This window comes from Streptomyces sp. NPDC051183 (assembly GCF_040682455.1).
Classification (GTDB): Bacteria; Actinomycetota; Actinomycetes; order Streptomycetales; family Streptomycetaceae; genus Streptomyces.
Window position 1 is genome coordinate 59,401 of record NZ_JBFBBA010000038.1, and the last position, 22,491, is coordinate 81,891.

Sequence of the window (22,491 nt, forward strand, 5' to 3'; positions counted from 1 at the left end):
CGGGGTATGAAGTCCGGCTTGGCTCCTCGGTCTGACGTGCTGATCGGTACCTCCTTCCTACCTTCCTCCTCGTCACCGGGCTCTTCACGGGGCTCGTCGCGAGGAAAGGAGAAGGGGCATGCGCCGCTTCGGAAGGACGATGGTCACGGCCGCGCTGGCGGTGGCCGTCGTCGGGGGGACCGCGGGATGGGCGTCCGGCGACAGCCAGAGCGCGGTCACCGGGCCGCCGCCCGGCAGCGCCGCTTGGCGGGCCGACACCGTGGGCGGGCGGCCGCTGCCCGACCCCGCCCGGACGGCTCCGCGCGAAGTGGCCCGGTTCTTCGCCGGGCTGGACGCCGCCGCCCGGCAGGCACTCGTACGCTCCCACCCGCTGGTGGTGGGCAACCTGGACGGGGCTCCGCTCCCCCTGCGGTACGAGGCCAACCGGCTCGCCGTCGCCGCCACGGGCGAGGCCCGCTACGCCTCGCTCGGCGCGCCGGACCGGCAGATCCTCGCCTTCGACCCGCGCGGCCGGGGCCAGGTCGCCGAGGTGTTCGGAGACCTGGAGCACGCGGCGCACGTCTCGGTGGTCGTACCCGGCTCGGACAACGACGCCACCAACCACGACGCGAGGCGCAAGCCCGCCACCGGGCCCGCCGGGATGGCCAGGGCGCTGCGCGCCGCGGCCGGGGACGGCACCGCCGTGGTCGCGTGGACCGGGTACACCACCCCGGTCGGCGTCGGACTCGACGCGGCCGACGGGCGGCTCGCCGAGGCGGGGGCGGTCCGGCTGGCCCGCCTCACCGAGGGCCTCGACGCGGTCGGCGCGCCCGACCCGGTGCTCTTCTGCCACAGCTACGGTTCCGTGGTCTGCGGGCTGGCGGCCCGGCACACGGACGCCACCGACATCGTCGCCTTCGGCTCCCCCGGCATGCGCGCCGATACCGCCGCGGACCTGCACACCGGGGCCCGCGTGTGGGCGGCGCGGGGCCCCTCCGACTGGATCGCCGACGTACCGAACGTGGAGTTCGCCGGGATCGGCCACGGCGCCGACCCCACCTCGGCGGACTTCGGCGCCCGCCGGGTGCCCGCCGCCGACGTCCAGGGCCACACCGGCTACTTCACGCCCGGCACCCAGTCCCTGGCCGCCTTCGCCGCCATCGCGAACGGAGAGCTCCGATGACGACGCCGCGCGCCCTCACCCTGCTCAAGAAGGCCGCCGACCGGATCGAGCGGCAGACCCCCGCCCACCGCGACCGGGCCGTCGACGGGCTGCGCGCCCTCGCGCTGCTGGCCGTGCCGACCGGGCACTGGCTGCTCGGGGGCTTCACCCTGGACTCCGGCGGCGGCCTGCACAACGCCAGCCCGCTCTCCACCTTCGGCGCCCTGGCTCCGGCGAGCTGGGTGCTCCAGATGCTCGGCATCTTCTTCCTGGTCGGCGGCTACGCCTCGGTGCTGTCCTACCGGCGCCGGACCGGCACGGTCGGCGCGTGGCTCAAGGGGCGGATGGTCCGGCTGGGCCGCCCGGTGCTCGGGGTCACCGCCGTCTGGGCGCTCGCCGCGCCCGTGCTGTACGCGGCCGGGGTGCCGGAGGCCACGCTGCGGACCGGGGCGACGCTGGTGATCCAGCCGCTGTGGTTCGTCGGGGTGTACGTGGTGGTCACCGCGCTGACCCCGTACTGCGTGCGCGCTGCGCACCGGCTCGGCGGCTGGGCCGCGGCCCCGCTGATCGGTTCGGTCGCGGTGGTGGACTTCCTGCGCTACGGGCCGCTCGCCGACTCCGTGCCGTCGTCGCTGGCGCTGCTGAACATCCTGCCGGGCTGGCTCTTCGCGTACCAGCTCGGGGTGTCGTGGGGCGAGCGGCGGATCGGGCGGCGCGGGGCGTGGCTGCTGATGGCCGGCGGGACGGTGCTGTTCGCGGTCCTGCTGGCGGTCTTCCACTACCCGGCGTCGATGGTCGGGGTGCCCGGTGCGGCGCGGACCAACTCGCATCCGCCGTCGCTGCTGGTCCTGGCCCTGGCGGCGGCCCAGTCGGGTGCGGCGATCCTGCTGCGCGACCGGCTGGCGCGGCTGCTGGCGCGGCCCGCGCTGTGGGCCCCGGTGGTCGTGGTCAACCTGTGTGCGATGACGATCCTGTGCTGGCACCAGACGGCGATGCTGGCGGCGGCCGTTCCGGCCTCGTTCGCGGGCGGGCTGGCGGGGCTGACGACGGCGCCGGACAGCCTGGGCTGGATCGTGGTGCGGATCGCCTGGATGCCGGTGTTCGCGGTGCTGCTGGTGGGCATCGCGCGGTACGCCCGCCGGTTCGAGAGCCCGCCGCGGGAGGGGCACCGGTCCACGGCGGTCCGGCGGACCGTGGCGGGGGTGCTGGCGGCGGGCTTCACGGTGTTCGCGCTGGGTCTGGCCTGAGGCGCGAGGCACGAGGCACGAGGCGCAAGGCGCAAGGCGCAAGGCGCAAGGCGCAAGGCGCAAGGCGCAAGGCGCAAGGCGCAAGGCGCAAGGCGCGAGCACCGTGGAGCCGGGCGCGAAGGCGGTGTCAGGCGATCGAGGCCGCGACGATGGCGGCGACGGCGAGGTTGCAGGAGGCCGTGACCCAGACGGCCGGGTGGGGTTCGGGGTCGACGACGATCGCGCCGAGCTTGCCCGGCGTCACCCAGTCCAGGACCAGGAAGGCCACCGCCATCAGGACCAGGCCGAGGACGCCGAAGGCCGCGGTCGAGAGCAGGCCCTTGCCGAAGTCCTCGTACGTCGTCCAGATCGAGGTGAACACGATGCCGCCGACGCCGAGGAGCGCGGAGCTCAGCATGAGGGCCGCGTTGCGGTTGCGCTCCTCCCAGATCTGCTTGGGGAGCTTCCCCGGGGTCAGCACGTCCACGAGGACGATGCCGAGGATGAGCAGCACCAGGCCGAGGGCGCCGTAGGCGCTGGTGCGGCCAAGTCCATTGATGATGTCGCTCATTGAGAAGCCTGTCTGCGCGTGATGGGGATGGGGAAAGGATGTGCCCTGGGGGTGGCCGAATCTATCGCACGGCTCTGCCCCGGACCACGGGGAGGTCGGGAAATGGCAAAGGTCAGGGCCGCGCGGGCCGATGAGGCACGGGCGCTGACGGAGCTGGTGCGGCGTTCCAAGGCCCACTGGGGGTACGGCTCGGCGTTCCTCGCCGCCGTCGCGCCGGAGCTGCGGATCGACGCCGCCGATGTGACGGCCCGCCGGATCGTGGTGGCCGAGGACGCGCAGGGCGTGGTGCGGGGCGTGGCCTCGCTGGAGCTGGAGTTGGATCTGGAGGGGGACGGGCCGCGGGCCCGGCTCGGCCTGCTGTTCGTGGAGCCGTCCGCCATCGGCCGGGGTTTCGGGCGGCTGCTGTACCGGGACGCCGTGCGGCGGGCCGCCGGGCTCGGCGTGCGCAAGCTGCTGATCGACTCCGATCCGCATGCTGCGGGCTTCTACCGGGCGATGGGGGCCGTCGCCGTCCCGGTCGCCGCCGTCCTGGCCGACGGGCGCCCCGCCGGCGCGAGCCGCGGCGAGCTGGTGCGCTTCGAGGCGGCGCCCGTGCCGCCGCCCGCCTGGGTGCGGGCCTGGACGGGCGGGGGTCCGGCGGTGCACGTGGGGAATGTCGCCGAGTTCAACGCGCAGTTCGCCGACGCCTCCCTGGACCGGGAGCAGCGGGCCGCGCACCACTACGCCTGCCTGGCCGCCTTCTACAGCCCGTACCCGGCGGCGCTGGTTCTGCCGCGGACGGTGCCGAGCGGCTGGATCGGGCTGGTGGGCCGCCAGTTGGGCTGGGGGCCGGAGGTGGAGGTGTACGACGGCCTGGTGGAGCGGGGTCCCGGGCTGTCGGACGTCGTACGGGCGCGGCCGGCGCTGGCCGGGCGGCTGGCCGGGGCCGGGCTGCCCCTCGTACCGTGGGGGCTCACGGAGCCCTTCGGGCGCCTGGCCGGGCGGCCGTGGCGGCCGCGGGAGCTGCGGTACGAGTCCAAGGCGGCGGCGCACGCCCTGTTCGGGCGGATCCTGGCGGCGGGCGGGCATCCGGGGATCGTCCTCCCCGAGCAGTGGCGGGCCGCGACGCGGCGGGCGGCGGTCAGGCTGCTGGCCGCCCGGGCGGGGGCCGGCGAGAGCACCGTTCTCAAATCGGAGCACGGTGTCGGTGGTTCGGGCACGACGGTGGTGAGCCCGGCGCAGGTCAGGGCCGCTGGCGGGGCGCGCGCCGTGCTGCGGCGGCTGCCGCGCGGCCCGCTGCTGGTCGAGGAGTACGTGCACGGCCCGGCGGAGCCCGGTGCGCCGCGCGACCTCACGTACGACGGCTTCGTGGACGACGCGGGCCGGGTGCACCGGGTCGGCGGGGCGGTGATGGACGTGGAGGACGGCGGCTACCGCGGGGCGACCGTCGGGCCGGGGGTGGTCCCGCAGTGGGCGCAGCGACCGCTGCTGGACTTCGGTGACGCGGTGGGCCGGGAGCTGGCCGCGGCGGGCTACCGGGGCTGGTTCGACGTGGACTTCGTCGCCGACGGCGCGGGCCGGCTCGCGCCGACGGAGACGAACCTGCGACTGACGGGGCCGTCCGTCGCGTTCATGGTGGCGGCCCGGCTGGACGAACTGCGGGGCGCGGGGCACCTCGTACGGATCGCCGACCGGGTGGAGCTGGGGGCCAGGCTCCCCGAGGCGCAGCTGGACGAGCTGTGCGAGGAGCTGGCCCGGGGGTGTGCGGAGCTCGGGGCGGTGTTCGTCCCGGCCATCCCGACCGGCGCCTTCGAGCCGGCGCCCTGGCTGGGCGTGTTGGTGGCCGCGTACAGCGGGGAGGTGCTGGACGCGGCCGAGGCCCTGGTGCGGGCGCGGGCCCTGGCCGTCGGGGCGATGTTCGACCCACCGGACCAGGACCAGGAGCGGGCTCAGTCCTCGAAGTCGAAGACGGAGGCCGGCTTGAGGGTGACGTAGCGGACCACGATGGCGCCCGCGATCATCAACGGGACGTTGAAGGCGTAGACGAGGGCGGCCTGCAGCGCCCAGTCGTTCTTGGCCGCGAGCCGGTAGGAGTTGTCCTGCGGCCACCAGGCGAGCAGCAGGTACGCCACCGCCAGGTGGGCGGTCCTGGTGAGGGTCGGGGCGTGCCTCCGGGGCCGCATCCGGGAGCGGCCGAAGATCAGGAACAGCACTCCGACGGCGAAGGCCACGTACTCGAAGAGGTAGAGGACGGAGAAGAAGGTGGCCCAGGGCTCCGGCACACCGGTGAGGTCCGTGGAGCCGGGCCAGAAGACGTCGGTGAGCAGCATCGTGAAGAACGCCAGTACGAGCACCGCGCAGCCGAAGCCGCACCCCGCGACGAGGTCGTCGCCGACCGTGGGCCCGTACTTGCCGTACTTCCCGCTGTGGGCGCCCCGAGCGGCCGCGGCCTGCCGGACGGGGAGCGGGAGCGCGGACCGGTCCTCCTGACCGGCCCGGTTGCGGGGCAGGGCGCGCAGCTTGACCACGGTCCGGGGGGATTGCGCCGCCGGGAGCCTGCCCTCCAGGTGCTCGCGGAGCTCTCCGATCTCCGGCAGTTCGGAGCCCGGGGGCCAGGCGGTGGCGTCGGCCGGCGGGGAGATGTAGGCGGCGAGTCCGCGCGCGCCGTCGCGGCCCTCGACCTCGGCGAGGAGCACGCCGCCCACGCCGGGGTGGGTGCGGATGACGGACTCCAGCGGATGCGGGTCCCGGGACCGCCCGGCGACGGTGATCCGGTCGCGGATCCGGCCTCCGAACTCCAGCAGCCCGTCGGGGCGCAGCCCTGCGAGGTCCCCGGTGGGTATCGCGTCGCCGCCGTCGGGCGGGGTGAGGCGCAGCTCCCCGCCGTGCAGGGTTGCGGAGTACCCGGGGAAGGGGGTGCCGATCAGCGAGAGCCGTTCGGGGTCGTCCTGCGGACGGGACAGCTGCGGCAGTTCGAACCAGGTTCCGGCGCCGGCGGATTCGGCGAGCCCGTAGACGTCGAGCAGCCGGGCGCCGGTCCGCAGGCGGGCCTGTAGGGCGGCGAGTTCGTCGAGGAAGAGCCGGTCCCCGGTGACGGTGACCATGCGCAGCGACCGCAGGGCCTCGTCGGACTTGTCCAGGACGCGTGCCGCGGACGCCTGGCGGTCGCGCAGGAGCAGTTGGACGGCGTCGGCCGGGTGGGTGTGCACGACGGTGACCTTCTCGGCCTCGACCGCGCCGCGGATCGCCTCGGCCGTCCAGGGCGAGCGCTCGGGCAGGACGAGGGCGCCGCCCGAGCACAGGGCCCGGGTCCAGCCCGCGGCGAAGGCGGTGCCGTCCGATCCGGTGGTGATCAGGTGGCGGTCCTCGGGGGTCAGCGCGGCCACCTCGGCCCAGCCTTCGTGCGCGCCGAGGAGGCGGTCATGGCCGACGGGGACCGGGCGGGGCTGCTTGCCCCCGGTGAACAGGACGGCGGCGGTGCGGCCCGGGCCGGAGCGGGCCGGCGCCTCGGTGGGCCTGCCGTCGATCTCGGAGCGTTCCGCACCGAGGCGGATCATCCGCAGGCCCTTGCCGTCGTCGAGGCGGGCCTGGTGCGCGCCGTGGGCGAGCAGGGCGTACGGCTGGATGGTTGCGAGCTGCTGGCGCCCGGTGCCCGGGACGTCGACGCCGACGACGGCGTAGGAGGCGCCCGCCTTGAGGGTGGCGAGGAGGGCGACGACGAGTTCGGCCGGGCGGGCCGTACCCACGGCCACGAGGCCGTCGGCCGGCACTCCGGCGGCGATCAGATGGTGCGCCAGCTGGTTGGCCCGGGCATCGAGTTGGCCGTAGCCGAGGCTGTCGGGGCCGGCGATGAGCGCGGGGGCGCCGGGGGTGTCCCGGGCCCACTGTTCGAAGCGGTGCAGGACGGTGTCGACGGTGCGCTCACCGGAGCGCTTGAACTCGGATCCCTGCGTCATGGACCGATGATGCCACCGGGCACCGACAACGGGCCGGGGACGTGAAAATCCCTCGTACGGGCTGGAGTTGGGGCTCGGGAGGGCGAGGTCGAGCCGAAAGCTTGACCTCGACCTTGGTTGAGGTCCTAGCGTTTCGGTCATGGATATGGAAGTCACCGCCTGGACATCGCTGCACAGCGCGATGAACGCCCAGCAGGACCGTCGGCCGCTGTCGCGGGCGAGTCTGGGCCGGATCGCCGCCTTCGCCCGCCCGCACCGCCGCGGGCTCACCTTCTTCCTGCTGCTGAGCGTGGTCACCGCGCTCCTCGCGGTGGCCACCCCGGTCCTGGCGAGCCGGGTCGTCACCGCGATCGTGGACGGCCGGGACAGCGGTACGGTCACCCGCCTCGCCGTCCTCATCGCGGTGATCGCCGTCGCCGAAGCGGGCCTGGGCCTGCTCACGCGCAGGCTGTCGGCCACCCTCGGCGAGGGGCTGATCCTGGACCTGCGGACGGCCGTCTTCGACCACGTGCAGCGGATGCCGGTCGCGTTCTTCACCCGGACCCGTACGGGAGCTCTGGTCAGCCGGCTCAACAACGACGTGATCGGTGCGCAACGGGCCTTCAGCAACACCCTGTCGGGGGTGGTCGCCAACCTGGTGACCCTGCTGCTGACGCTCGCCGTGATGCTGAGCATCTCCTGGCAGATCACCCTGCTGGCGCTGGTGCTCCTGCCGGTGTTCGTACTGCCCGCGCGCCGGATGGGGGCGCGGATGGCGGGGATGCAGCGGGAGGCCTCGGCGCTCAACGCGTCGATGGGCACCCAGATGACGGAACGGTTCTCCGCTCCGGGCGCAACGCTCGTCAAGCTGTTCGGCCGGCCGGCCGACGAGTCCGCGGAGTTCGCGGCCCGGGCGGCCCGGGTGCGCGACATCGGGATCCGTACGGCGATGGCCCAGTCGGCCTTCATCACCGCCCTGACGCTGGTCTCGGCGCTGGCCCTCGCGCTCGTCTACGGGCTCGGCGGCTGGTACGCGCTGCGCGGCACCCTGGACGCCGGCAGCGTCGTCGCCCTCGCCCTGCTCCTGACCAGGCTGTACGCGCCGCTGACGGCGCTCGCCGGGGCGCGGGTCGAGGTGATGAGTGCCATGGTCAGCTTCGAGCGGGTCTTCGAGATCCTCGACCTGGAGCCGCTGATCTCCCAGAAGCCGGACGCCCGCCGCGTGCCGGACGGTCCGGTCGCGGTGGAGTTCGACAGGGTCTCCTTCGGCTACCCCTCCGCCGACAAGGTCTCGCTCGCCTCCCTGGAGGAGGTCGCGACCCTCGACTCCCGCGGCGGTACGCAGGTGTTGCACGAGGTCTCGTTCCGCGCCGAACCCGGCCAGATGATCGCCCTGGTCGGCTCCTCCGGCGCCGGCAAGTCGACCATCGCGCAGTTGCTGCCGCGGCTGTACGACGCCGACGCGGGCTCGGTCCGCCTCGGCGGGATCGACGTACGCGACCTCACGGCCGATTCGATCCGCGAGACGCTCGGCATGGTCACCCAGGACGGCCACCTCTTCCACGAGTCGGTGCGGGCCAACCTGCTGCTGGCCCGGCCGGACGCGGACGAGGCCGAGATCTGGGAGGCGCTGCGGCGCTCCCGGCTGGACGGGCTGGTCGCCTCGCTGCCCGACGGACTGGACACGGTGGTCGGGGAACGCGGCTACCGGCTGTCGGGCGGGGAGCGCCAGCGGCTGACGATCGCGCGGCTGCTGCTGGCCCGCCAGCGGGTGGTGATCCTCGACGAGGCGACCGCCCACCTGGACTCCACGTCGGAGGCGGCAGTCCAGGAGGCGCTGGGCGAGGCCCTCGCCGGCCGGACGGCGGTGGTGATCGCGCACCGGCTGTCGACGGTGCACGCGGCCGACCTGATCCTGGTGGTGGAGGAGGGCCGGATCGTGGAGCGCGGCACGCACAGCGGACTGCTGGCGGCGGGCGGGCGGTACGAGGAGCTGTACCGCACGCAGTTCGCCCCGGCGGACGCGTCGGACGGCGCTGCGGCGGCCTCGGGAGCATGATGGCCGACAGGCCCGGACCCCCGGGCCACTGCCGATCTTGGAGTACGCGATGGACATCAAGCTGGAGCTGGTCGCGGTCCCCGTCACCGATGTCGACCGGGCCAAGGCCTTCTACGAGAGGATCGGCTTCAACGCCGATCACGACGTCACCGTGAGCGAGGACATCCGCTTCGTCCAGCTCACCCCGCCGGGGTCCGCCTGTTCGATCGCCCTGGGCAAGGGACTCACCCGGATGACCCCGGGCTCCCTCGACAACATGCAGGTCGTGGTCACCGACATCGAGGAGGCGTACGCCGACCTCAAGGGCAGGGGCATCGAGGTGACCGAGATCCAGGACATGCCCTGGGGGTCCTTCGTCTACTTCTCGGACCCGGACGGCAACGGCTGGGCCGTGCAGCAGACGAAGCCGCGCACGGCCGCCGGCTGACCCCGGACCCGCCCGCCGCGGCCCGCCGCGCATGGGGCAGGATGGCACCCCGTTCGCGTGTGCTCGCATGCCCGAACGGGGCCCCGCCCAGCACGACCTGACAGGTGAACATGGTGACGACACGTCGAATACGGCGGGCGGCAGCGCCCCTGGCCGTTCCCCCGGCCCTTCCCGGCTCGGAGGGTGTCCGTTGAACCGGGACCTCGTCCTGCACGACTGGGTGGTGGCCTCCATCGCGGTGGCCGCGGGCGTCGTGGCCGGACTGCTGCTCCGCGCCCTCCTCAAGTGGCTGGGAAAGCACGCGAGCAGGACGCGCTGGAGCGGGGACGACATCATCGTCGACGCGCTGCGCACGCTGGTGCCGTGGGCCTGCGTCATCGCGGGCGTCGCGGTGGCGGCGTCGACCCTGCCGCTGACCGCGCGGGTGGCGGGGATCGCCAACGATTCGCTGGCCGCGCTGCTGGTCCTGATCGCCACGGTCACCGCGGCCCGGGTCGTCGCCGGTCTCGTACGGTCCGTGGCGCAGGCCCGTACCGGGGTGGCCGCGTCGGCCACGATCTTCGTGAACATCACGCGGATCGTGGTCCTCACGATGGGCGTTCTCGTCGCCCTGGAGACGGTGGGCGTGTCCATCGCACCGCTGCTCACCGCCCTCGGGGTGGGCGGTCTCGCGGTGGCACTGGCCCTGCAGGGCACCCTCGCCGACCTCTTCGCGGGAGTGCACATCCTCGCCTCGAAGACCGTGCAGCCCGGTGACTACATCCGGCTCAGCGGCGGCGAGGAAGGCTACGTCGTCGACGTCAACTGGCGCAACACCGTGGTGCGGAACCTCTCGAACAACCTGGTCATCATCCCCAACGGGCGCCTCGCGCGGACGAACATGACCAACTACACCCACCCGGAACAGCAGTTGTCGATCCTGGTCCAGGTGGGCGTCGGCTACGACAGCGACCTGGAACACGTCGAGCGGGTCACCCTCGACGTCGTGGACAACGTGATGGCCGACACCGCCGGCGGGGTTCCCGGTCACGAGGCCGCCGTCCGCTTCCACACCTTCGGGGACTCCAGGATCAACTTCACGGTGATCCTGGGCGTCGGCGAGTTCAGCGACCAGTTCCGGATCAAGCACGAGTTCATCAAGCGCCTGCACCAGCGGTACCGGGCCGAGGGGATCTCGATCCCGGCGCCCACGCGGACGGTCTCGCTCCAGCGGGACGACGCCCAGCAGGCGCCGTCGCCCGTACCGCACCAGCGCGACGCACCGCCCGCGACCCTCGCGGACCACGGGCGGTAGAGGCTGCCTACCGCACCCGGCCACGACCGCGGCCGGCGAAGTGGCGGTAGAGCGTCGCCGTGCCCGGATCCAGGGCGTCGGCTGAGCCGGTCCCACCCCCGGCCCCACCCACGGGGTCGGCGCACGACGTACGGACCCGCGCCTCGGTGGAGGCGCGGGTCCGCGTGCTTTCGTGCGGTGCACGGGGGCTACCAGGAGGACTTGGTGACCCCGGGGAGGAATCCGGCGTGGGCCTGCTCGCGCATCCGGACCCGCGAGAGGCCGAACCTGCGCAGGTGCCCGCGGGGCCGCCCGTCCACGCTGTCCCGGTTCCGCACGCGGGTCGCACTGGCGTCGCGGGGCTGCCTGCGCAGCTCCGCCAGGGCGGAGCTGCGCTCGGCGTCGGTGGACGAGGGCCGCCGCAGGACCTCCTTCAGCTCGGCGCGCCGGGCGGCGTACCGCTCGACGACGGCCTTGCGCCTCTCGTTCCGCGCGATCTTGCTCTTCTTCGCCATCAGACTTTCACCCCCCGGGCGCGGATCCGGGCCACGGCCGCCTCGACGCCGATCACGTCGACGGTCTTGATCGCCTTCGCGCTCAGGGTCAGGCGGACGTAGCGGCCCTCGCCGGCCAGCCAGTAGCGCTTGCGCTGGATGTTGGGGTCGAAACGGCGGGAGGTCCGCCGGTGCGAGTGGGAGATGTTGTTTCCGAAGCCGGGCCGGGCGCCGGTCAGTTGGCAGTGGGCGGACATGGTGTTACCTGCCTCTCCCCGAACGGGAATCGTTATTGAAAATGGTTTCCATTCCCGTATAGTAGCGGCATGGCTCGCACCGAGGTACGCCCGATCGTCAAACTCCGCTCCACCGCCGGAACCGGTTTCACCTACGTCACCCGCAAGAACCGGCGCAACGACCCCGACCGCATGACCCTGCGCAAGTACGACCCGGTGGTGCGCCGGCACGTCGACTTCCGCGAAGAGCGCTGACCGCCCGCCCTGGCCCCCGCCCCGACCCCCACCCGCCCCTGCCCGAAGGACACCGCCATGAAGCCCGGAATCCACCCCGCCTACGGCCCCGTCGTCTTCCGCGACAAGGCCGCCGACTTCGCCTTCCTCACCCGCTCGACCGCCACCAGCGACAAGACGGTGGAGTGGGAGGACGGCAACACCTACCCCGTCATCGACGTCGAGATCTCCTCGCAGAGCCACCCCTTCTACACCGGTACCGCCCGCGTCCTGGACACCGCAGGCCGCGTCGAGCGCTTCGAGCGCCGCTACGGAGGCCGCAAGTGAGACTGCCCGTCGTCATCGTCGGCGGGCTCCACTCCGACGCCCGCAAGCAGGTCGTGGACCGGCTGCTGCACACCGTGCCCGGCAGTGTCGCCCTCCACCACGACCTGGCCACCGCACCCGCGGGCACGGTGCGGCGCCTGGTGCGCGACGCCTCGGGCGAGCTGTCCCGCGGCGAAGCGCCGCTGCTCAACGACTGCGCCTGCTGCGCCCTGCGCGAGGACCTGGTCCCCGAGCTGGAACGGCTGGCCGACGGGGGCAAGACCCGGCTGGCCGTCGTCGAACTGTGGGACTCCGTGGAACCCAAGGCGATGGCCGAGGTCGTCGCCGCGCACGGCGGCGACCTGCTCGACCTCACCGGCGTGATCACCGCGGTCGACCCCGCGCTCGTACTGCCCTACCTGGTCAACGGCGACGACCTGGCCGAGGTGGGCCTCGCCGCGGCCGCCACCGACCAGCGCACCGTCGGGGACACCTGGGCGCGGCAGTTGGAGTACGCCCCCGTACTCGCCCTCGTCGACAGCGAGGAGGCCGACGACGAGGACCGCGCCCTGCTCACGCAGCTCCACCCGACCGCCCGCCAGGTGTCGGCCGGATCCGGGGAGCTGGCCCGGGCGGCCTTCGCGGGCTTCGACGTGGAAACGGCGGCCGCCGCCCAGCACCCGGCTTGCGCCCTGCTCCCCCAGGAGGCGGACGAGGCCGGGGTCACCACCTTCGTCTGGCACCGCCGCCGCCCCTTCCACCCCGAACGGCTCTACCAGGCACTGGAGGACCTCTGTTGCGCCGCCGCCCGCAGCCGCGGCCGCTTCTGGCTCGCCGACCGGCCCGACACCCTGCTCGCCTGGGACGCCGCGGGCGGCGCCCTGTGCGTGGAGAACGCCGGGCCCTGGCTGGCCTCCCTGCCGGACGCCGCCTGGGAGCTGGTCCCGCCGATGCGCAGGGCGGCCGCCTCGCTGGACTGGCACCCCGAACACGGGGACTGCTGCCAGCACCTGGTCTTCACCTCCCCGGGCCTCGACCGGCAGGGCCTGGCGCAGCTCCTCGACTCCTGCCTGCTCACCGATGCCGAGTACGCGTCGGGGCCGGAGGCCTGGAAGAGGCTCCCGGCCACCTTCGACTCGCTCCTCGACCCCGTCTCCTGACCCGACCCCCGACCCCGACCCGACCCGACTCGACCTGACCTGACCTGACCTGACCTGACCGCCAAGGAGTTCTCATGGCCCGTCGCCCGACCGCCCTCAAGCCCCTGAAGTCCCGTCCCAACCCGCTGGACGCGGCGAAGATCACGTACATCGACTACAAGGACACCGACCTGCTGCGGAAGTTCATCTCGGACCGGGGCAAGATCCGCAGCCGCCGGGTCACCCGCGTCACGGCGCAGCAACAGCGCCACCTCGCCGCAGCGATCAAGAACGCCCGCGAAATGGCACTGCTCCCGTACGTCAGCAGCCGGTAGGCCCCGGAGGGCGGGGGCCGGCGACCGCCGTGCGCGAACTCAGTTGTTGGAACCCACCGTGTTGTCGTGGCCCACGTTGAAGATGTCGTCGACGGCGAACTGGGTCCAGTCACCGAAGACGATCACGTACGAGTTCTCCGCCGGGGCGTTGACCGTCACGTCGGCGCAGGCGGCGGACACGCCTCCGAGGACGATGGCAGCGGCGGCGGCGAGGACGGTGAGCGCGGAACGCACAGAACGCATGGATGCACCTTTCACGGCGGGAGGGGGCACCCTCGAACCTAGGGAGCGGCCGCAGCCGTGTCCCCCGAACGGCCGGGCGGGGCCAAGACCAAGCCGATTGGCCGAAGCCCCGCCGCCGGCCGGACCGATCCCGCCCGGTCCGGAATGCGGGCCCGGCCCGGGGATGGGACGGTGGGGCCGTTCACCTACGGAGGTGGCTCGCCATGCCCGTGGCCCCTGCCCTCAAGGCGCTCCTCGATCAGATCGACGTCCTGCCCGCCCTCGACGTCCTCACCACCGACCCCGCCGTACTGCGCAGCCGGGAGAAGGAGCTCGGCGCGCTGGTCGTCCCCGCGGCGGCCACCCGGCCGGCCGACATCGGCCCGGTGACGGACACGACCGTGCCCGGCCCCGCCGGACCGGTGCCCGTACGCGTCTACCGGCCGGGCGACGGCCGGGCCCCGGCGCCCACGGTGGTCTTCTTCCACGGCGGCGGCTGGCTCACCGGCGACCTCGACACCCACGACGCCCCCTGCCGCAGGCTCTGCCACGACCTGGGCGCCGTGGTCGTCGCGGTCGACTACCGCCTCGCACCGGAACACCCCTTCCCGGCCGGCTACGAGGACTGCCTGGCGGCCGCCCGATGGGTCGCCGACCACATCGGCGACTACGGCGACCGCCCCGACCGGCTCGCACTCGTCGGCGACAGCGCGGGCGGGAACCTGGCCGCGGCCGTCGCGCTCGCCTTCCGCGACGAGGGCCGCCCGCTCGCCGCCCAGCTGCTCTTCTACCCGGCGACCGACCTCGCGGGCGACCACCCGTCCCGCAGCGAGAACGCCGAGGGGTACCTGCTGACGGCGCGCAGCATCCTCGCCCTCCAGTACCTGTACGCCGGTCCGGACCCGGCCGTCCGGAAGGACCCCCGGATCTCGCCCCTGCTCGCGGAGGACTTCAGGGGCGTGGCGCCCGCGGTCATCGGCACGGGCCAGTACGACCCGTTGCGCGACGAGGCGGTGGCCTACGCCGAGGCCCTCGCGTCGGCCGGCGTGGACGTCTACTCCAGCACCTATCCGGGCCTCATCCACGCCTTCCTCAACCTGGCCGCCATCGACCCGGTCTCCGATGCGGCCGTCACCGACCTCGTCGCGGAGCTGCGGCGACGGCTCGACTGAGGCGTCCGCGCGGCGCACTAGGGTGGCGCCATGAAGATCATCGACTTCGAGCACGGCGACCCCCGGCTGACCGGCGACCTGCTCCCCGTACTGCTCGAACTGCGCCCCCACCTCACCGAGGAGCTGTTCCTGCGGATCCTCGCGGAGGGGCAGGGCCAGGGGCTGCGCTTCAGTGCCGCCTACGACGACGCCGGGGTGTGCGTGGGCGCCACCGGGTGGCGGATCGTCGCCAACACCCACCTGGTCCGCAAGCTCTACGTCGACGACCTCGTCACCGCCGCGACCGCCCGCTCCGCCGGCGTGGGCCACGCGCTCCTCGCGCACCTGGAGGCGCACGCCAGGGCCGCCGGGTGCACCGCCCTGACGCTCGACTCCGGCACCCAGCGCACCGACGCGCACCGCTTCTACTTCCGCGAGCGGATGGCAGTGACCGCGTTCAACTTCGTGAAGCCGCTGGTCTGACACCGCGCGACCCACCAGGTAGTCCACTTTCCTGGAATTGGCCTTGCGGTGGACAGGATTGGCCTCGGTACGTTCGCCGCATGCGCATCCAGATCGTAGACGCCTTCACCACCCGCCCCTTCGCCGGAAACCCCGCCGGAGTCTGCCTGCTCCACGCCGGAGCATGGCCGGACGACGACTGGTTGCGGCAGGTCGCGGCCGAGCTCAACCACTCGGAGACGGCCTTCGCCCTGCCGTTCCCGACCGGCGGGGCGACCGGGGACGAGGCCCGGGACGGGGCCGACTGGGAGATCCGGTGGTTCACCCCGCTCGTCGAGACCAATCTGTGCGGCCATGCCACTTTGGCCACGGCCCACACGATGCGCCGGGAGGGGCTGCTGCCCGGACCGGTGCGGTTCCACAGCCGGTTCAGCGGGGTCCTCACCGCACGGGCCGAGGACGACGGGTCCATCACCCTGGACTTCCCCGCCGCCCCGGCCACCGAGGTTCCCGTGCCGCGGGGGCTGGCCGAAGCACTCGGCGTGCGCCCCGAAGCCGCGTACCGTACGGGCGCCCTGGGCGACCTGCTCACGGTGCTGCCCGACGAGGCCGCCGTACGGGCGGTGCGGCCGGACCTCGGGGCGGTGGCCGCGCTGACCCTCCGCGAGGACCTGCGCGGGGTCATCGTCACCGCGCCGGCGGCCTCCGCGGGCCTGGAGTACGACTTCGTGTCCCGCTTCTTCTCGCCCGCCGAAGGCATCCCCGAGGACCCGGTCACCGGCAGTGCGCACACCGCGCTGGCTCCCTACTGGTCGGCCCGGCTGGGCCGCGGCGACGGGCTCACCGGCTTGCAGGCCTCGGCTCGGACCGGCCTGGTCCGGACCGCGCTCCACGGTGACCGCGTACACCTCTCCGGGCACGCGGTCACGGTGCTGGAGGCGACCCTGCGCGTCTGACCGGGCACGGGGCGGGGCGGGTCGGCTCGGCTCGGCTCGGCCGTGACCGAACCGTCGCCGCCCCGAAGCCCGCCCGATCTCGTCGGCGGGGCGCCCGCTTGTTACGTTCGAGCCTCAGCCGACCCTGGGGACCCGTCCATGCCTGCACCTGCCCGACCCGGCCGGGTCCTGTCCACGGTTGCTGCGGCCGCCGTCCTGCTGGTGGGCGCCACCGGATGCGAGGACGAGGGCGGCAAGGCCGCGAGGGCCACGGCGTCGCCGACGCCGTCGACCTCCGCGTCGGCCTCTCCGTCCCCATCCGCCTCCGCGTCCGTATCGGCCCCGGCGCCAGTGTCGGTGTCCCCCAGTCCCGCAGTCGCCGCCTCGCCCTCCGCGTCACGGCCGTCGACCCCGGCCCCGCCGCCCGCTCCGACCCGGCTGAAGGCTTCGGTCGAGACCCGGGGCGGCGCACTGGCCCTGGTACGCGGCGGCCCCGCCCAGGAGTTCACCGTCACCCTGCGCAACGGGAACTCGGCCGCGTACGGGCACCTGCTGGTCGCCTTCCAGATGGAGTTCCTCGTCGGCGAACCCGGAGACCCGCCGGGCAGCGGGCCGGGCTTCGCGCTGGAGCGCTTCGACGCGTCCTCGGGCACCTGGAAGGCCGCCGCCCTGCGGATCGCCAACGACCACATGCCCGAGTCCATGTACACGGGCGGCGCCCCGCTCGCCCGCGAGGCGGTCCGCACCGAGCGCTACCGGCTGCGCGCGACGGCCGGCGGGCCGACCGGCAGCACTCCGCTGATGGTGTACTTCGTCGACACCGACGGCGACCGGACCGCCGCCACCCACGTGTACCTGCCGCACACCACCCGCTGAGCGCGCCCGGGCGGACCGGTGCGGCGCGAGGCCCGCGGTGCTGCTGGTCGGCGGCCCGCTGCCGGGTTACCGCTCGCGCGAGCGCGGGGGCTCCCGGTGCCCCTGGCCGGGCTCGCCCAGGGCGAGCACCGCGGTCCGCCACGCGGCGGTGACGGCCCTGCGCGCGCGGTCCGTCGCCTCCGGCACCGGGTCGGGGAGGTGGAGCGGCGCGCCGAGGTGGACGTGCACGCAGGGCCGCCGCAGCGGTGCGGTGACGGCTCCGGCGAGCTGCTTGCCCGGGCTGCCGGAGCACAGCCGGCGGGCGCCTGCCTGGCCCACCGGCACGAGGGGGGCTCCCGTCGCGGCCGCGAGCCGGGCCGGACCGCTGCGGAAGGGGCCCGGGGCGGACTCCCCCGCGTCCAGGCGCTCCGGCAGGCGGCCTTCGCCGTAGATGAGCACGCTGCGCCCGGCGGCGAGGGCCGCGGCCGCGGCGTCCAGGGAGTCGCGGGCGCGGGTGGTGCCGCGGTGGACGGCGATGTGCCCCTCGCGGCGCAGCGCCGGCCCGAGGAACGGGACCCGCCACAGCCCTCCGGTGGCCAGGATGACGGGGTCGATCCCGTAGCGCCGGAGGGCCGCGACCACGACGACGGGGTCGGCGAGGGAGGTGTGGTTGGCGACGATGATGCTGCCGGCGGCGGGCAGCGCCGCGGGGTCGGCGGAGACCGTCAGCCGCCCGAAGGCGGGCAGGACGGCGGCGGCGATTCGGCTGAGCATGGACGGCCCCGTTCGGGTGGCGCTGCGGTGATGCGGTGGTGCGGTCCATGGTCGGGCCGGGCGGGTGACGGGGCATGAGTAGCCGTACTCAGCCCCGCCTGGGGACCTGGGCCGGTCCGCCCGGCCGGGGTGCTGCGGCCGGGCGGACCGGGCTGGCGGGTGCGTGCTGCGGCCGGTCGCCGGAAGCCGCCCGCCGCGGCCCCGCGGGCTCGGGCTACCCGGCCAGCTTCCGCAGCACGGCCACCTCGCCGGCGTCCGGATCGCCCATGAGCACGAACAACTCCGGCCGCTCGCTCGTCCCCGCGACCTCCCAGCTCAGCCTCGCGCCCGTGCAGTCGGGGAGGCTCAGGGTCACGCCCGCCCGGCGGTCGTACGCCTCCTCCTCGGGCTCCCAGGTCCCGTGTCCCGAGCAGCGGTCCACGATCTCGAACCCGTCGTGGACCGGCAGCTTCTCCGCCGTCGCCTCGCCCCCCGTGCCGAGTTCCAGGCGGACGCCGTCGCCCGCCCACTCGCCGATGTAGTCGGCGCGCTGGAGGACCGGCGGCCGGTACGCCGGGGCCGTGGTTCCGAGGAAGCAGGTGGCCAGCACCCCGAGGGCGATCGACCCAAGAGCCCAGCGCCGCACCCTGGCCCTCGGCACCTGCCGCATCCGCGCGAATACCGCGACCCCCACGGGCAGCGCCCCGACTGCCGCGATCCAGCCGAACGCGGCGGCGTACGAGGTGCCGACGAGCAGGCAGACCGGTGCGGCGTACCCGGCCGCGAGCAGACCCACGGCCGGCAGGGCCCACCAGGCTGCGGAGATCCCGGTGCGCACGCCCACGGCGTTCGTGGCCACCATCACCGGCGTGCTGAAGAGCAGGCTGTGGGCAAGGCCCAGCAGGACCGCGACGACCGGGCCGAGGACGCACATGACGACCAGCCAGAAGAGCAGGGCGATGGCACCGCCGTAGCCCCGGCCGTACGGGTCTCCCGCAGGCGCGGAGAGCTGCGTGTACATCACGGCGCACAGGAGCACTGCTCCCGCCACGGTCTCCGCGCCTGGTGCGATGCCGCTCCAGGATTCGGTGCGTCGCCGTTGCGCTGTGCCCACCTGGTCCCACACGCCAAGTCCCCCCACCACCCATTGAACGCGTTCAATTAATGCGGACCTTACACCCCTCTCCTCATCTAGGGTCACGTGCATGACCAGGACCACACCGCCGCGCCCGCTCGACGTCGAGGCGCTCTTCCCGGAACTGGCCGCGCACCGCGGCACGACCACCCGGCTGCACCCGCGCCCGGGTACCCCGGAGGTGTCGCAGAGCTCGGTCGGCGGGCCGATGCCGTGGCCGGGGGACGAGCCGTGGCCGGTCTGCACGGAAGCCCACGGCCGCGGCCGCGGACGGCGCATCGAGGACATCCGCCGGGAGCGGCAGGTCCGGGCTGCCGCACGGGCGAGAGGACCGTACGCCGGTCTCGCCGAGGACGAGCGGCAGCTCCTGGAGACGCTGGAACGCGCCCACCGCGTGCCGGAGATGAGCGACACCGATCCGCTGCCGATGCTCGGCGTCGCGCAGTTCTACCGGCGCGACCTCCCCGACCTGCCGGCCGGGCCGGACGGATGCGACCTGCTCCAGCTGTTCTGGTGCCCCTTCGACGCCCACGGACCCACCCGCTACGGCATGCTGCTCCACCTGCGCCGGCGCAACTCGGCGGAGGTCGCCGACGTACTGGCCGAGCCTCCGCGGCCGCCGGTGGTCGGCTACGCCGGGTACGTGCCCGAACCGTGCGTGCTGCACCCGGAACAGGTGTCCACGTACCCCTTCGCCGGGCTTCTGCCCGAGCACCTGTGCGCCCGGATCGACGCCTGGGAGGAAGCCCTGGAGGAGGCTGCCGAGGAAGCGGACGACGACTGCGCGGCCGAGCCGCCCGGCTACCAGTACGACCTGTCGATCCCGCCCGGTTGGCGCGTCGGCGGCTTCGCCTCCTGGCACCGCACCGATCCCTCCCCGATGGACTGCCGCGCCTGCGCCGCGCCGATGCACCTCCTGCTGACCGTCGACACGTCCGAGTGGGACGGGGGCAGTCAGAGCTGGGCACCCGTCGAGGAACAGGGCGTGCCCGTACGCCCGGTGGCCGAACCCACTGCCGTCGTCGTGGGCAACCACGGCGAACTCAACGTCTTCGCCTGCCCAACCGACCCCGGACACCCGCACCGCTGGAGCGTCCAGTAGGGCCGCCCCGCCCGCGTCCCGGCTCGCGCCGACCCCGATGAGGACATCATGGGCGGAGACTGGCGTACTGGACGTTTCCGGAAGGGAAGTGACGCCGTGAGCGCAGTCGCGCTGCTGGGGACCGGGATCATGGGCTCGGGCATGGCCCGGAACCTGCTCCGAGCCGGGCACGGGCTACGGGTGTGGAACCGGACCCGGGAGAAGGCCGCTTCGCTGGCCGCCGAAGGGGCGGTGGTCGCGGACACGCCGGCCGAGGCGGTGGCCGGGGCCGAGGTGGTGCTGACCATGCTCAACGACGGGGCCGCGGTGGCCCGGGCCATGACCGCGGCCGTACCCGGGCTGCACGCCGGGCAGGTGTGGGCCCAGATGGGCACGGTCGGCGTGGCCGCACTCGACGAACTGGGCGGATTCGCCCGGGAGCACGGGCTCGTCTTCGTGGACGCCCCGGTCCAGGGCACCCGGCAGCCCGCCGAGGCCGGAACCCTGGTGGTGCTCACCTCCGGGCCGGCCGACGCGCGGCTGGACGCGGTCTTCGCCGCCGTCGGCAACAAGATCCTGCGGCTGGGGGACGAGCCGGGCACGGCGACCCGCCTGAAGCTCGCGACCGTCGGCTACGCGATCACGGTGACGGCGGCGGTCGGCGAGGCCCTCGCGCTGGCGGAAGGCCTCGGCGTGGACCCGGAGCTCTTCGCCGAGGCGGTGACCGGCGGGCCGATGGACAACGCGTACCTCCAGGCGAAGATGCGGGCGGTCCTGGACCGGGACTTCGCCCCGAACTTCACGGTCCAGGGCGCGGCGAAGGACACCGCCCTCATCGCCGAGGCCGCCGCGGAGGCGGGCATCGCGGTGGACCTGGCGGTCGCCGCGCGCGCCCGCTTCGAGCGCGCGGACGCCCAGGGCCACGGCGCCGAGGACATGGCGGCGGGGTATTTCGCGGGGTTCCCCGACACCCCGTAGACCGTGGCGCACGGCCCGCGGCCCCGTAGCCCGTAGCCCGTAGCCCGTAGCCCCGGGGGAGTCCTCACGGAGCGAGTACGTCGAGCTCCTCCAGCGCGCCCACGGCGATCTGCCGGGTCAGCGCCTCGGCGCGGGCCGCGTCCCCCTCCCGTACGGCCTCGGCCACCTGGACGTGCAGGGTGACGGCGGCCGGATCCGGGTCGTGGAACATCACCTCGTGCTCGGTGCGGCCGGTCAGGACCTCGGCCACCACGTCGCCGAGCCGGGCGAACATCTCGTTCCCGGAGGCGTCGAGCACGATCCGGTGGAAGGCGATGTCGTGGTGGAGGTAGCCCTCCAACTGGTGGCCGCGCGAGGTGCGGACCATGCCGAGGGCCGCCTCCGTCAGCGCGGCGCACTGCTCGGGGGTGGCCCGGGCGGCGGCGAGCCCGGCCGCCACCGGCTCGATCGCGGAGCGCAGCACCGTGAGGGAGCGCAGCTGGCGCGGCCGGTCGGTGCCTGCGAGGCGCCAGCGGATGACGCGCGGGTCGTAGACGTTCCACTCCTCGGTGGGGCGCACGGTGACGCCGACCCGGCGCCGGGACTCGACCAGGTGCATCGATTCCAGGACGCGGACGACCTCCCGGACCACCGTCCGGGAGGCCTCGAAGTCCTCGGCGATCTCATCGGTGCGCAGGACACTGCCCGGCGGATGCTCCCCCGCCGTGATGGCGAGCCCGAGGGTGTCCAGCACGCGGGAGTGAAGCCCCTGTACAGGACTGCCTTCTGTGGTCATGGCGTAAGCGTACGGTGACGCCCCACCGAACAAAAGATGTGATGTTTTATCGCCGATCCCTTGAATAAGTACTACTTAATAGGCTTCAGTGGTGCCCACACGAACCGATGTCGACGAGGACAGCGAGGTACGCGGTGATGCGCGTCATTGTGGTGATGGGCGTGGCCGGCACGGGCAAGACGACCGTGGGCGCACTGCTCGCGGACGCGCTGGGCATCCCGTACGCGGAGGGCGACGCCTTCCATCCCGCGGCCAACGTGGCCAAGATGTCCGCCGGGACCCCGCTGGACGACGCGGACCGCTGGCCCTGGCTGGACGCCATCGGCGAGTGGATCCGCAACCGGGCCGGCGCCCGCGGCGGAGTGGTCGCGGCCTCCTCCCTCAAGCGGGCCTACCGCGACCGGCTGCGCGCCACCGCTCCCGAGGCGGTGTTCGTACATCTCACCGGTGAGCGCCCGCTGATCGAGAAGCGGATGGCCGCCCGCAAGGGCCACTTCATGCCCACGACCCTGCTCGATTCGCAGTTCGCGACGCTGGAGCCGCTCCAGGCGGACGAACTCGGCGTGGCCGTCGACGTCTCGGGAACCCCGGAAGAGATCACCGAGCGGGCACTGGCAGCCCTGCGCCGGCTCCCCGTGCACTGACAGCCCTCTCCCACTAAGCACCCGACTCTCTCCCCCCAACACCCGAGAACGAAGGAACATCCCAATGCTGAAGTCAAGCGGCTGCCGTGACGGGAAGTGACCCGTGGTAGCACTGTCCGTCACGGATCATCGCCCAGAGGACATT

At 73.8% G+C, this 22,491-nt stretch carries 25 protein-coding genes; 17 read left to right on the forward strand and 8 right to left on the reverse strand.

What is annotated here, in order from left to right; genetic code table 11:
• Nucleotides 1–118: 118 nt before the first annotated feature.
• On the forward strand, nt 119–1,162 hold the full coding sequence (locus AB0M99_RS28795) for an alpha/beta hydrolase (RefSeq protein ID WP_365925455.1): 1,044 nt from the start codon (nt 119–121) through the stop codon (nt 1,160–1,162).
• Nucleotides 1,159–2,388: an acyltransferase gene (locus AB0M99_RS28800; RefSeq protein ID WP_365925457.1), complete on the forward strand. Its 1,230-nt coding sequence runs from the start codon at nt 1,159–1,161 to the stop codon at nt 2,386–2,388. The genes AB0M99_RS28795 and AB0M99_RS28800 overlap by 4 nt, the downstream gene beginning before the upstream one ends.
• A 127-nt stretch (nt 2,389–2,515) precedes the next feature.
• On the opposite strand, the gene AB0M99_RS28805 is transcribed toward AB0M99_RS28800, so the two are convergent.
• The gene (locus AB0M99_RS28805; protein WP_365925459.1) at nt 2,516–2,938 is read right to left on the reverse strand and encodes a DUF350 domain-containing protein; all 423 of its coding nucleotides are present in this window, start codon (nt 2,936–2,938) and stop codon (nt 2,516–2,518) included.
• 102 nt (nt 2,939–3,040) lie between these two features.
• On the opposite strand from AB0M99_RS28805, the gene AB0M99_RS28810 reads away from it, so the two are divergent.
• Nucleotides 3,041–4,912 carry a GNAT family N-acetyltransferase gene (locus tag AB0M99_RS28810; protein ID WP_365925461.1) on the forward strand — a complete coding sequence of 624 codons (1,872 nt, stop codon included), beginning with the start codon at nt 3,041–3,043 and terminating at the stop codon, nt 4,910–4,912.
• Here AB0M99_RS28810 and AB0M99_RS28815 read toward each other — a convergent pair.
• Nucleotides 4,867–6,873: an AMP-binding protein gene (locus tag AB0M99_RS28815; protein WP_365925463.1), complete on the reverse strand. Its 2,007-nt coding sequence runs from the start codon at nt 6,871–6,873 to the stop codon at nt 4,867–4,869. The genes AB0M99_RS28810 and AB0M99_RS28815 overlap by 46 nt on opposite strands.
• A 139-nt stretch (nt 6,874–7,012) precedes the next feature.
• On the opposite strand from AB0M99_RS28815, the gene AB0M99_RS28820 reads away from it, so the two are divergent.
• From AB0M99_RS28820 to AB0M99_RS28830, 3 genes are all read left to right on the forward strand, one after another.
• Complete coding sequence (locus AB0M99_RS28820) at nt 7,013–8,911, forward strand: ABC transporter ATP-binding protein (protein WP_365925465.1); 1,899 nt, start codon at nt 7,013–7,015, stop codon at nt 8,909–8,911.
• Nucleotides 8,912–8,960: 49 nt separating this feature from the next.
• A complete protein-coding gene (locus AB0M99_RS28825) occupies nt 8,961–9,338 on the forward strand; it encodes a VOC family protein (protein WP_365925467.1) in 378 nt (125 codons plus the stop codon).
• A gap of 190 nt (nt 9,339–9,528) precedes the next feature.
• Nucleotides 9,529–10,632 carry a mechanosensitive ion channel family protein gene (locus AB0M99_RS28830; protein ID WP_365925469.1) on the forward strand — a complete coding sequence of 368 codons (1,104 nt, stop codon included), beginning with the start codon at nt 9,529–9,531 and terminating at the stop codon, nt 10,630–10,632.
• Between the two features lie 188 nt (nt 10,633–10,820).
• Here AB0M99_RS28830 and rpsN read toward each other — a convergent pair whose 3' ends face one another.
• Nucleotides 10,821–11,126, reverse strand: coding sequence for a 30S ribosomal protein S14 (gene rpsN, locus AB0M99_RS28835; protein WP_365925471.1), 306 nt, complete (start codon nt 11,124–11,126; stop codon nt 10,821–10,823).
• A complete protein-coding gene (rpmB, locus tag AB0M99_RS28840) occupies nt 11,126–11,362 on the reverse strand; it encodes a 50S ribosomal protein L28 (protein ID WP_365925473.1) in 237 nt (78 codons plus the stop codon). Before rpmB ends, rpsN begins: the two co-directional genes overlap by 1 nt.
• 69 nt (nt 11,363–11,431) lie before the next feature.
• Here rpmB and rpmG point away from each other — a divergent pair, with 69 nt between their 5' ends.
• The 4 genes from rpmG (at nt 11,432) to rpsR (ending at nt 13,355) form a co-directional block, all read left to right on the forward strand.
• Nucleotides 11,432–11,596 (forward strand): 50S ribosomal protein L33, encoded by a 165-nt coding sequence (rpmG, locus tag AB0M99_RS28845; protein ID WP_365925475.1) that lies wholly within the window; start codon nt 11,432–11,434, stop codon nt 11,594–11,596.
• Nucleotides 11,597–11,653: 57 nt separating this feature from the next.
• Nucleotides 11,654–11,902 carry a type B 50S ribosomal protein L31 gene (locus tag AB0M99_RS28850; RefSeq protein WP_030843780.1) on the forward strand — a complete coding sequence of 83 codons (249 nt, stop codon included), beginning with the start codon at nt 11,654–11,656 and terminating at the stop codon, nt 11,900–11,902.
• Nucleotides 11,899–13,041, forward strand: coding sequence for a GTP-binding protein (locus AB0M99_RS28855; protein ID WP_365925478.1), 1,143 nt, complete (start codon nt 11,899–11,901; stop codon nt 13,039–13,041). The genes AB0M99_RS28850 and AB0M99_RS28855 overlap by 4 nt, the downstream gene beginning before the upstream one ends.
• A 74-nt stretch (nt 13,042–13,115) precedes the next feature.
• On the forward strand, nt 13,116–13,355 hold the full coding sequence (rpsR, locus tag AB0M99_RS28860) for a 30S ribosomal protein S18 (RefSeq protein ID WP_365925480.1): 240 nt from the start codon (nt 13,116–13,118) through the stop codon (nt 13,353–13,355).
• 39 nt (nt 13,356–13,394) lie between these two features.
• Here the strand turns inward: rpsR and AB0M99_RS28865 are convergent, their stop codons facing one another.
• Nucleotides 13,395–13,598: a hypothetical protein gene (locus AB0M99_RS28865; protein WP_365925482.1), complete on the reverse strand. Its 204-nt coding sequence runs from the start codon at nt 13,596–13,598 to the stop codon at nt 13,395–13,397.
• A 203-nt stretch (nt 13,599–13,801) separates the two neighbouring features.
• Here AB0M99_RS28865 and AB0M99_RS28870 point away from each other — a divergent pair, with 203 nt between their 5' ends.
• The 4 genes from AB0M99_RS28870 to AB0M99_RS28885 all read left to right on the forward strand — a co-directional run bounded on the left by AB0M99_RS28870 (nt 13,802) and on the right by AB0M99_RS28885 (nt 17,001).
• Nucleotides 13,802–14,749 carry an alpha/beta hydrolase gene (locus AB0M99_RS28870; protein WP_365925484.1) on the forward strand — a complete coding sequence of 316 codons (948 nt, stop codon included), beginning with the start codon at nt 13,802–13,804 and terminating at the stop codon, nt 14,747–14,749.
• A gap of 30 nt (nt 14,750–14,779) precedes the next feature.
• Nucleotides 14,780–15,211 (forward strand): GNAT family N-acetyltransferase, encoded by a 432-nt coding sequence (locus AB0M99_RS28875; RefSeq protein ID WP_365925486.1) that lies wholly within the window; start codon nt 14,780–14,782, stop codon nt 15,209–15,211.
• An 80-nt stretch (nt 15,212–15,291) separates the two neighbouring features.
• Nucleotides 15,292–16,146 (forward strand): PhzF family phenazine biosynthesis protein, encoded by an 855-nt coding sequence (locus AB0M99_RS28880; RefSeq protein WP_365925488.1) that lies wholly within the window; start codon nt 15,292–15,294, stop codon nt 16,144–16,146.
• A 138-nt stretch (nt 16,147–16,284) separates the two neighbouring features.
• The gene (locus AB0M99_RS28885; protein WP_365925490.1) at nt 16,285–17,001 is read left to right on the forward strand and encodes a hypothetical protein; all 717 of its coding nucleotides are present in this window, start codon (nt 16,285–16,287) and stop codon (nt 16,999–17,001) included.
• 66 nt (nt 17,002–17,067) lie between these two features.
• On the opposite strand, the gene AB0M99_RS28890 is transcribed toward AB0M99_RS28885, so the two are convergent.
• Together AB0M99_RS28890 and AB0M99_RS28895 are read right to left on the reverse strand one after the other, a co-directional pair.
• The gene (locus AB0M99_RS28890) at nt 17,068–17,754 is read right to left on the reverse strand and encodes a lysophospholipid acyltransferase family protein (RefSeq protein WP_365925492.1); all 687 of its coding nucleotides are present in this window, start codon (nt 17,752–17,754) and stop codon (nt 17,068–17,070) included.
• Between the two features lie 214 nt (nt 17,755–17,968).
• Nucleotides 17,969–18,784, reverse strand: coding sequence for a hypothetical protein (locus AB0M99_RS28895; protein WP_365925494.1), 816 nt, complete (start codon nt 18,782–18,784; stop codon nt 17,969–17,971).
• A 154-nt stretch (nt 18,785–18,938) separates the two neighbouring features.
• On the opposite strand from AB0M99_RS28895, the gene AB0M99_RS28900 reads away from it, so the two are divergent.
• Together AB0M99_RS28900 and AB0M99_RS28905 are read left to right on the forward strand one after the other, a co-directional pair.
• On the forward strand, nt 18,939–19,970 hold the full coding sequence (locus AB0M99_RS28900) for a hypothetical protein (protein ID WP_365925496.1): 1,032 nt from the start codon (nt 18,939–18,941) through the stop codon (nt 19,968–19,970).
• A gap of 48 nt (nt 19,971–20,018) precedes the next feature.
• Nucleotides 20,019–20,927: an NAD(P)-dependent oxidoreductase gene (locus AB0M99_RS28905; RefSeq protein ID WP_365925498.1), complete on the forward strand. Its 909-nt coding sequence runs from the start codon at nt 20,019–20,021 to the stop codon at nt 20,925–20,927.
• A 64-nt stretch (nt 20,928–20,991) separates the two neighbouring features.
• On the opposite strand, the gene AB0M99_RS28910 is transcribed toward AB0M99_RS28905, so the two are convergent.
• A complete protein-coding gene (locus AB0M99_RS28910) occupies nt 20,992–21,702 on the reverse strand; it encodes an FCD domain-containing protein (protein ID WP_365925500.1) in 711 nt (236 codons plus the stop codon).
• A gap of 137 nt (nt 21,703–21,839) precedes the next feature.
• Here AB0M99_RS28910 and AB0M99_RS28915 point away from each other — a divergent pair, with 137 nt between their 5' ends.
• On the forward strand, nt 21,840–22,346 hold the full coding sequence (locus tag AB0M99_RS28915; RefSeq protein WP_365925502.1) for a gluconokinase: 507 nt from the start codon (nt 21,840–21,842) through the stop codon (nt 22,344–22,346).
• Nucleotides 22,347–22,491: the final 145 nt, after the last annotated feature.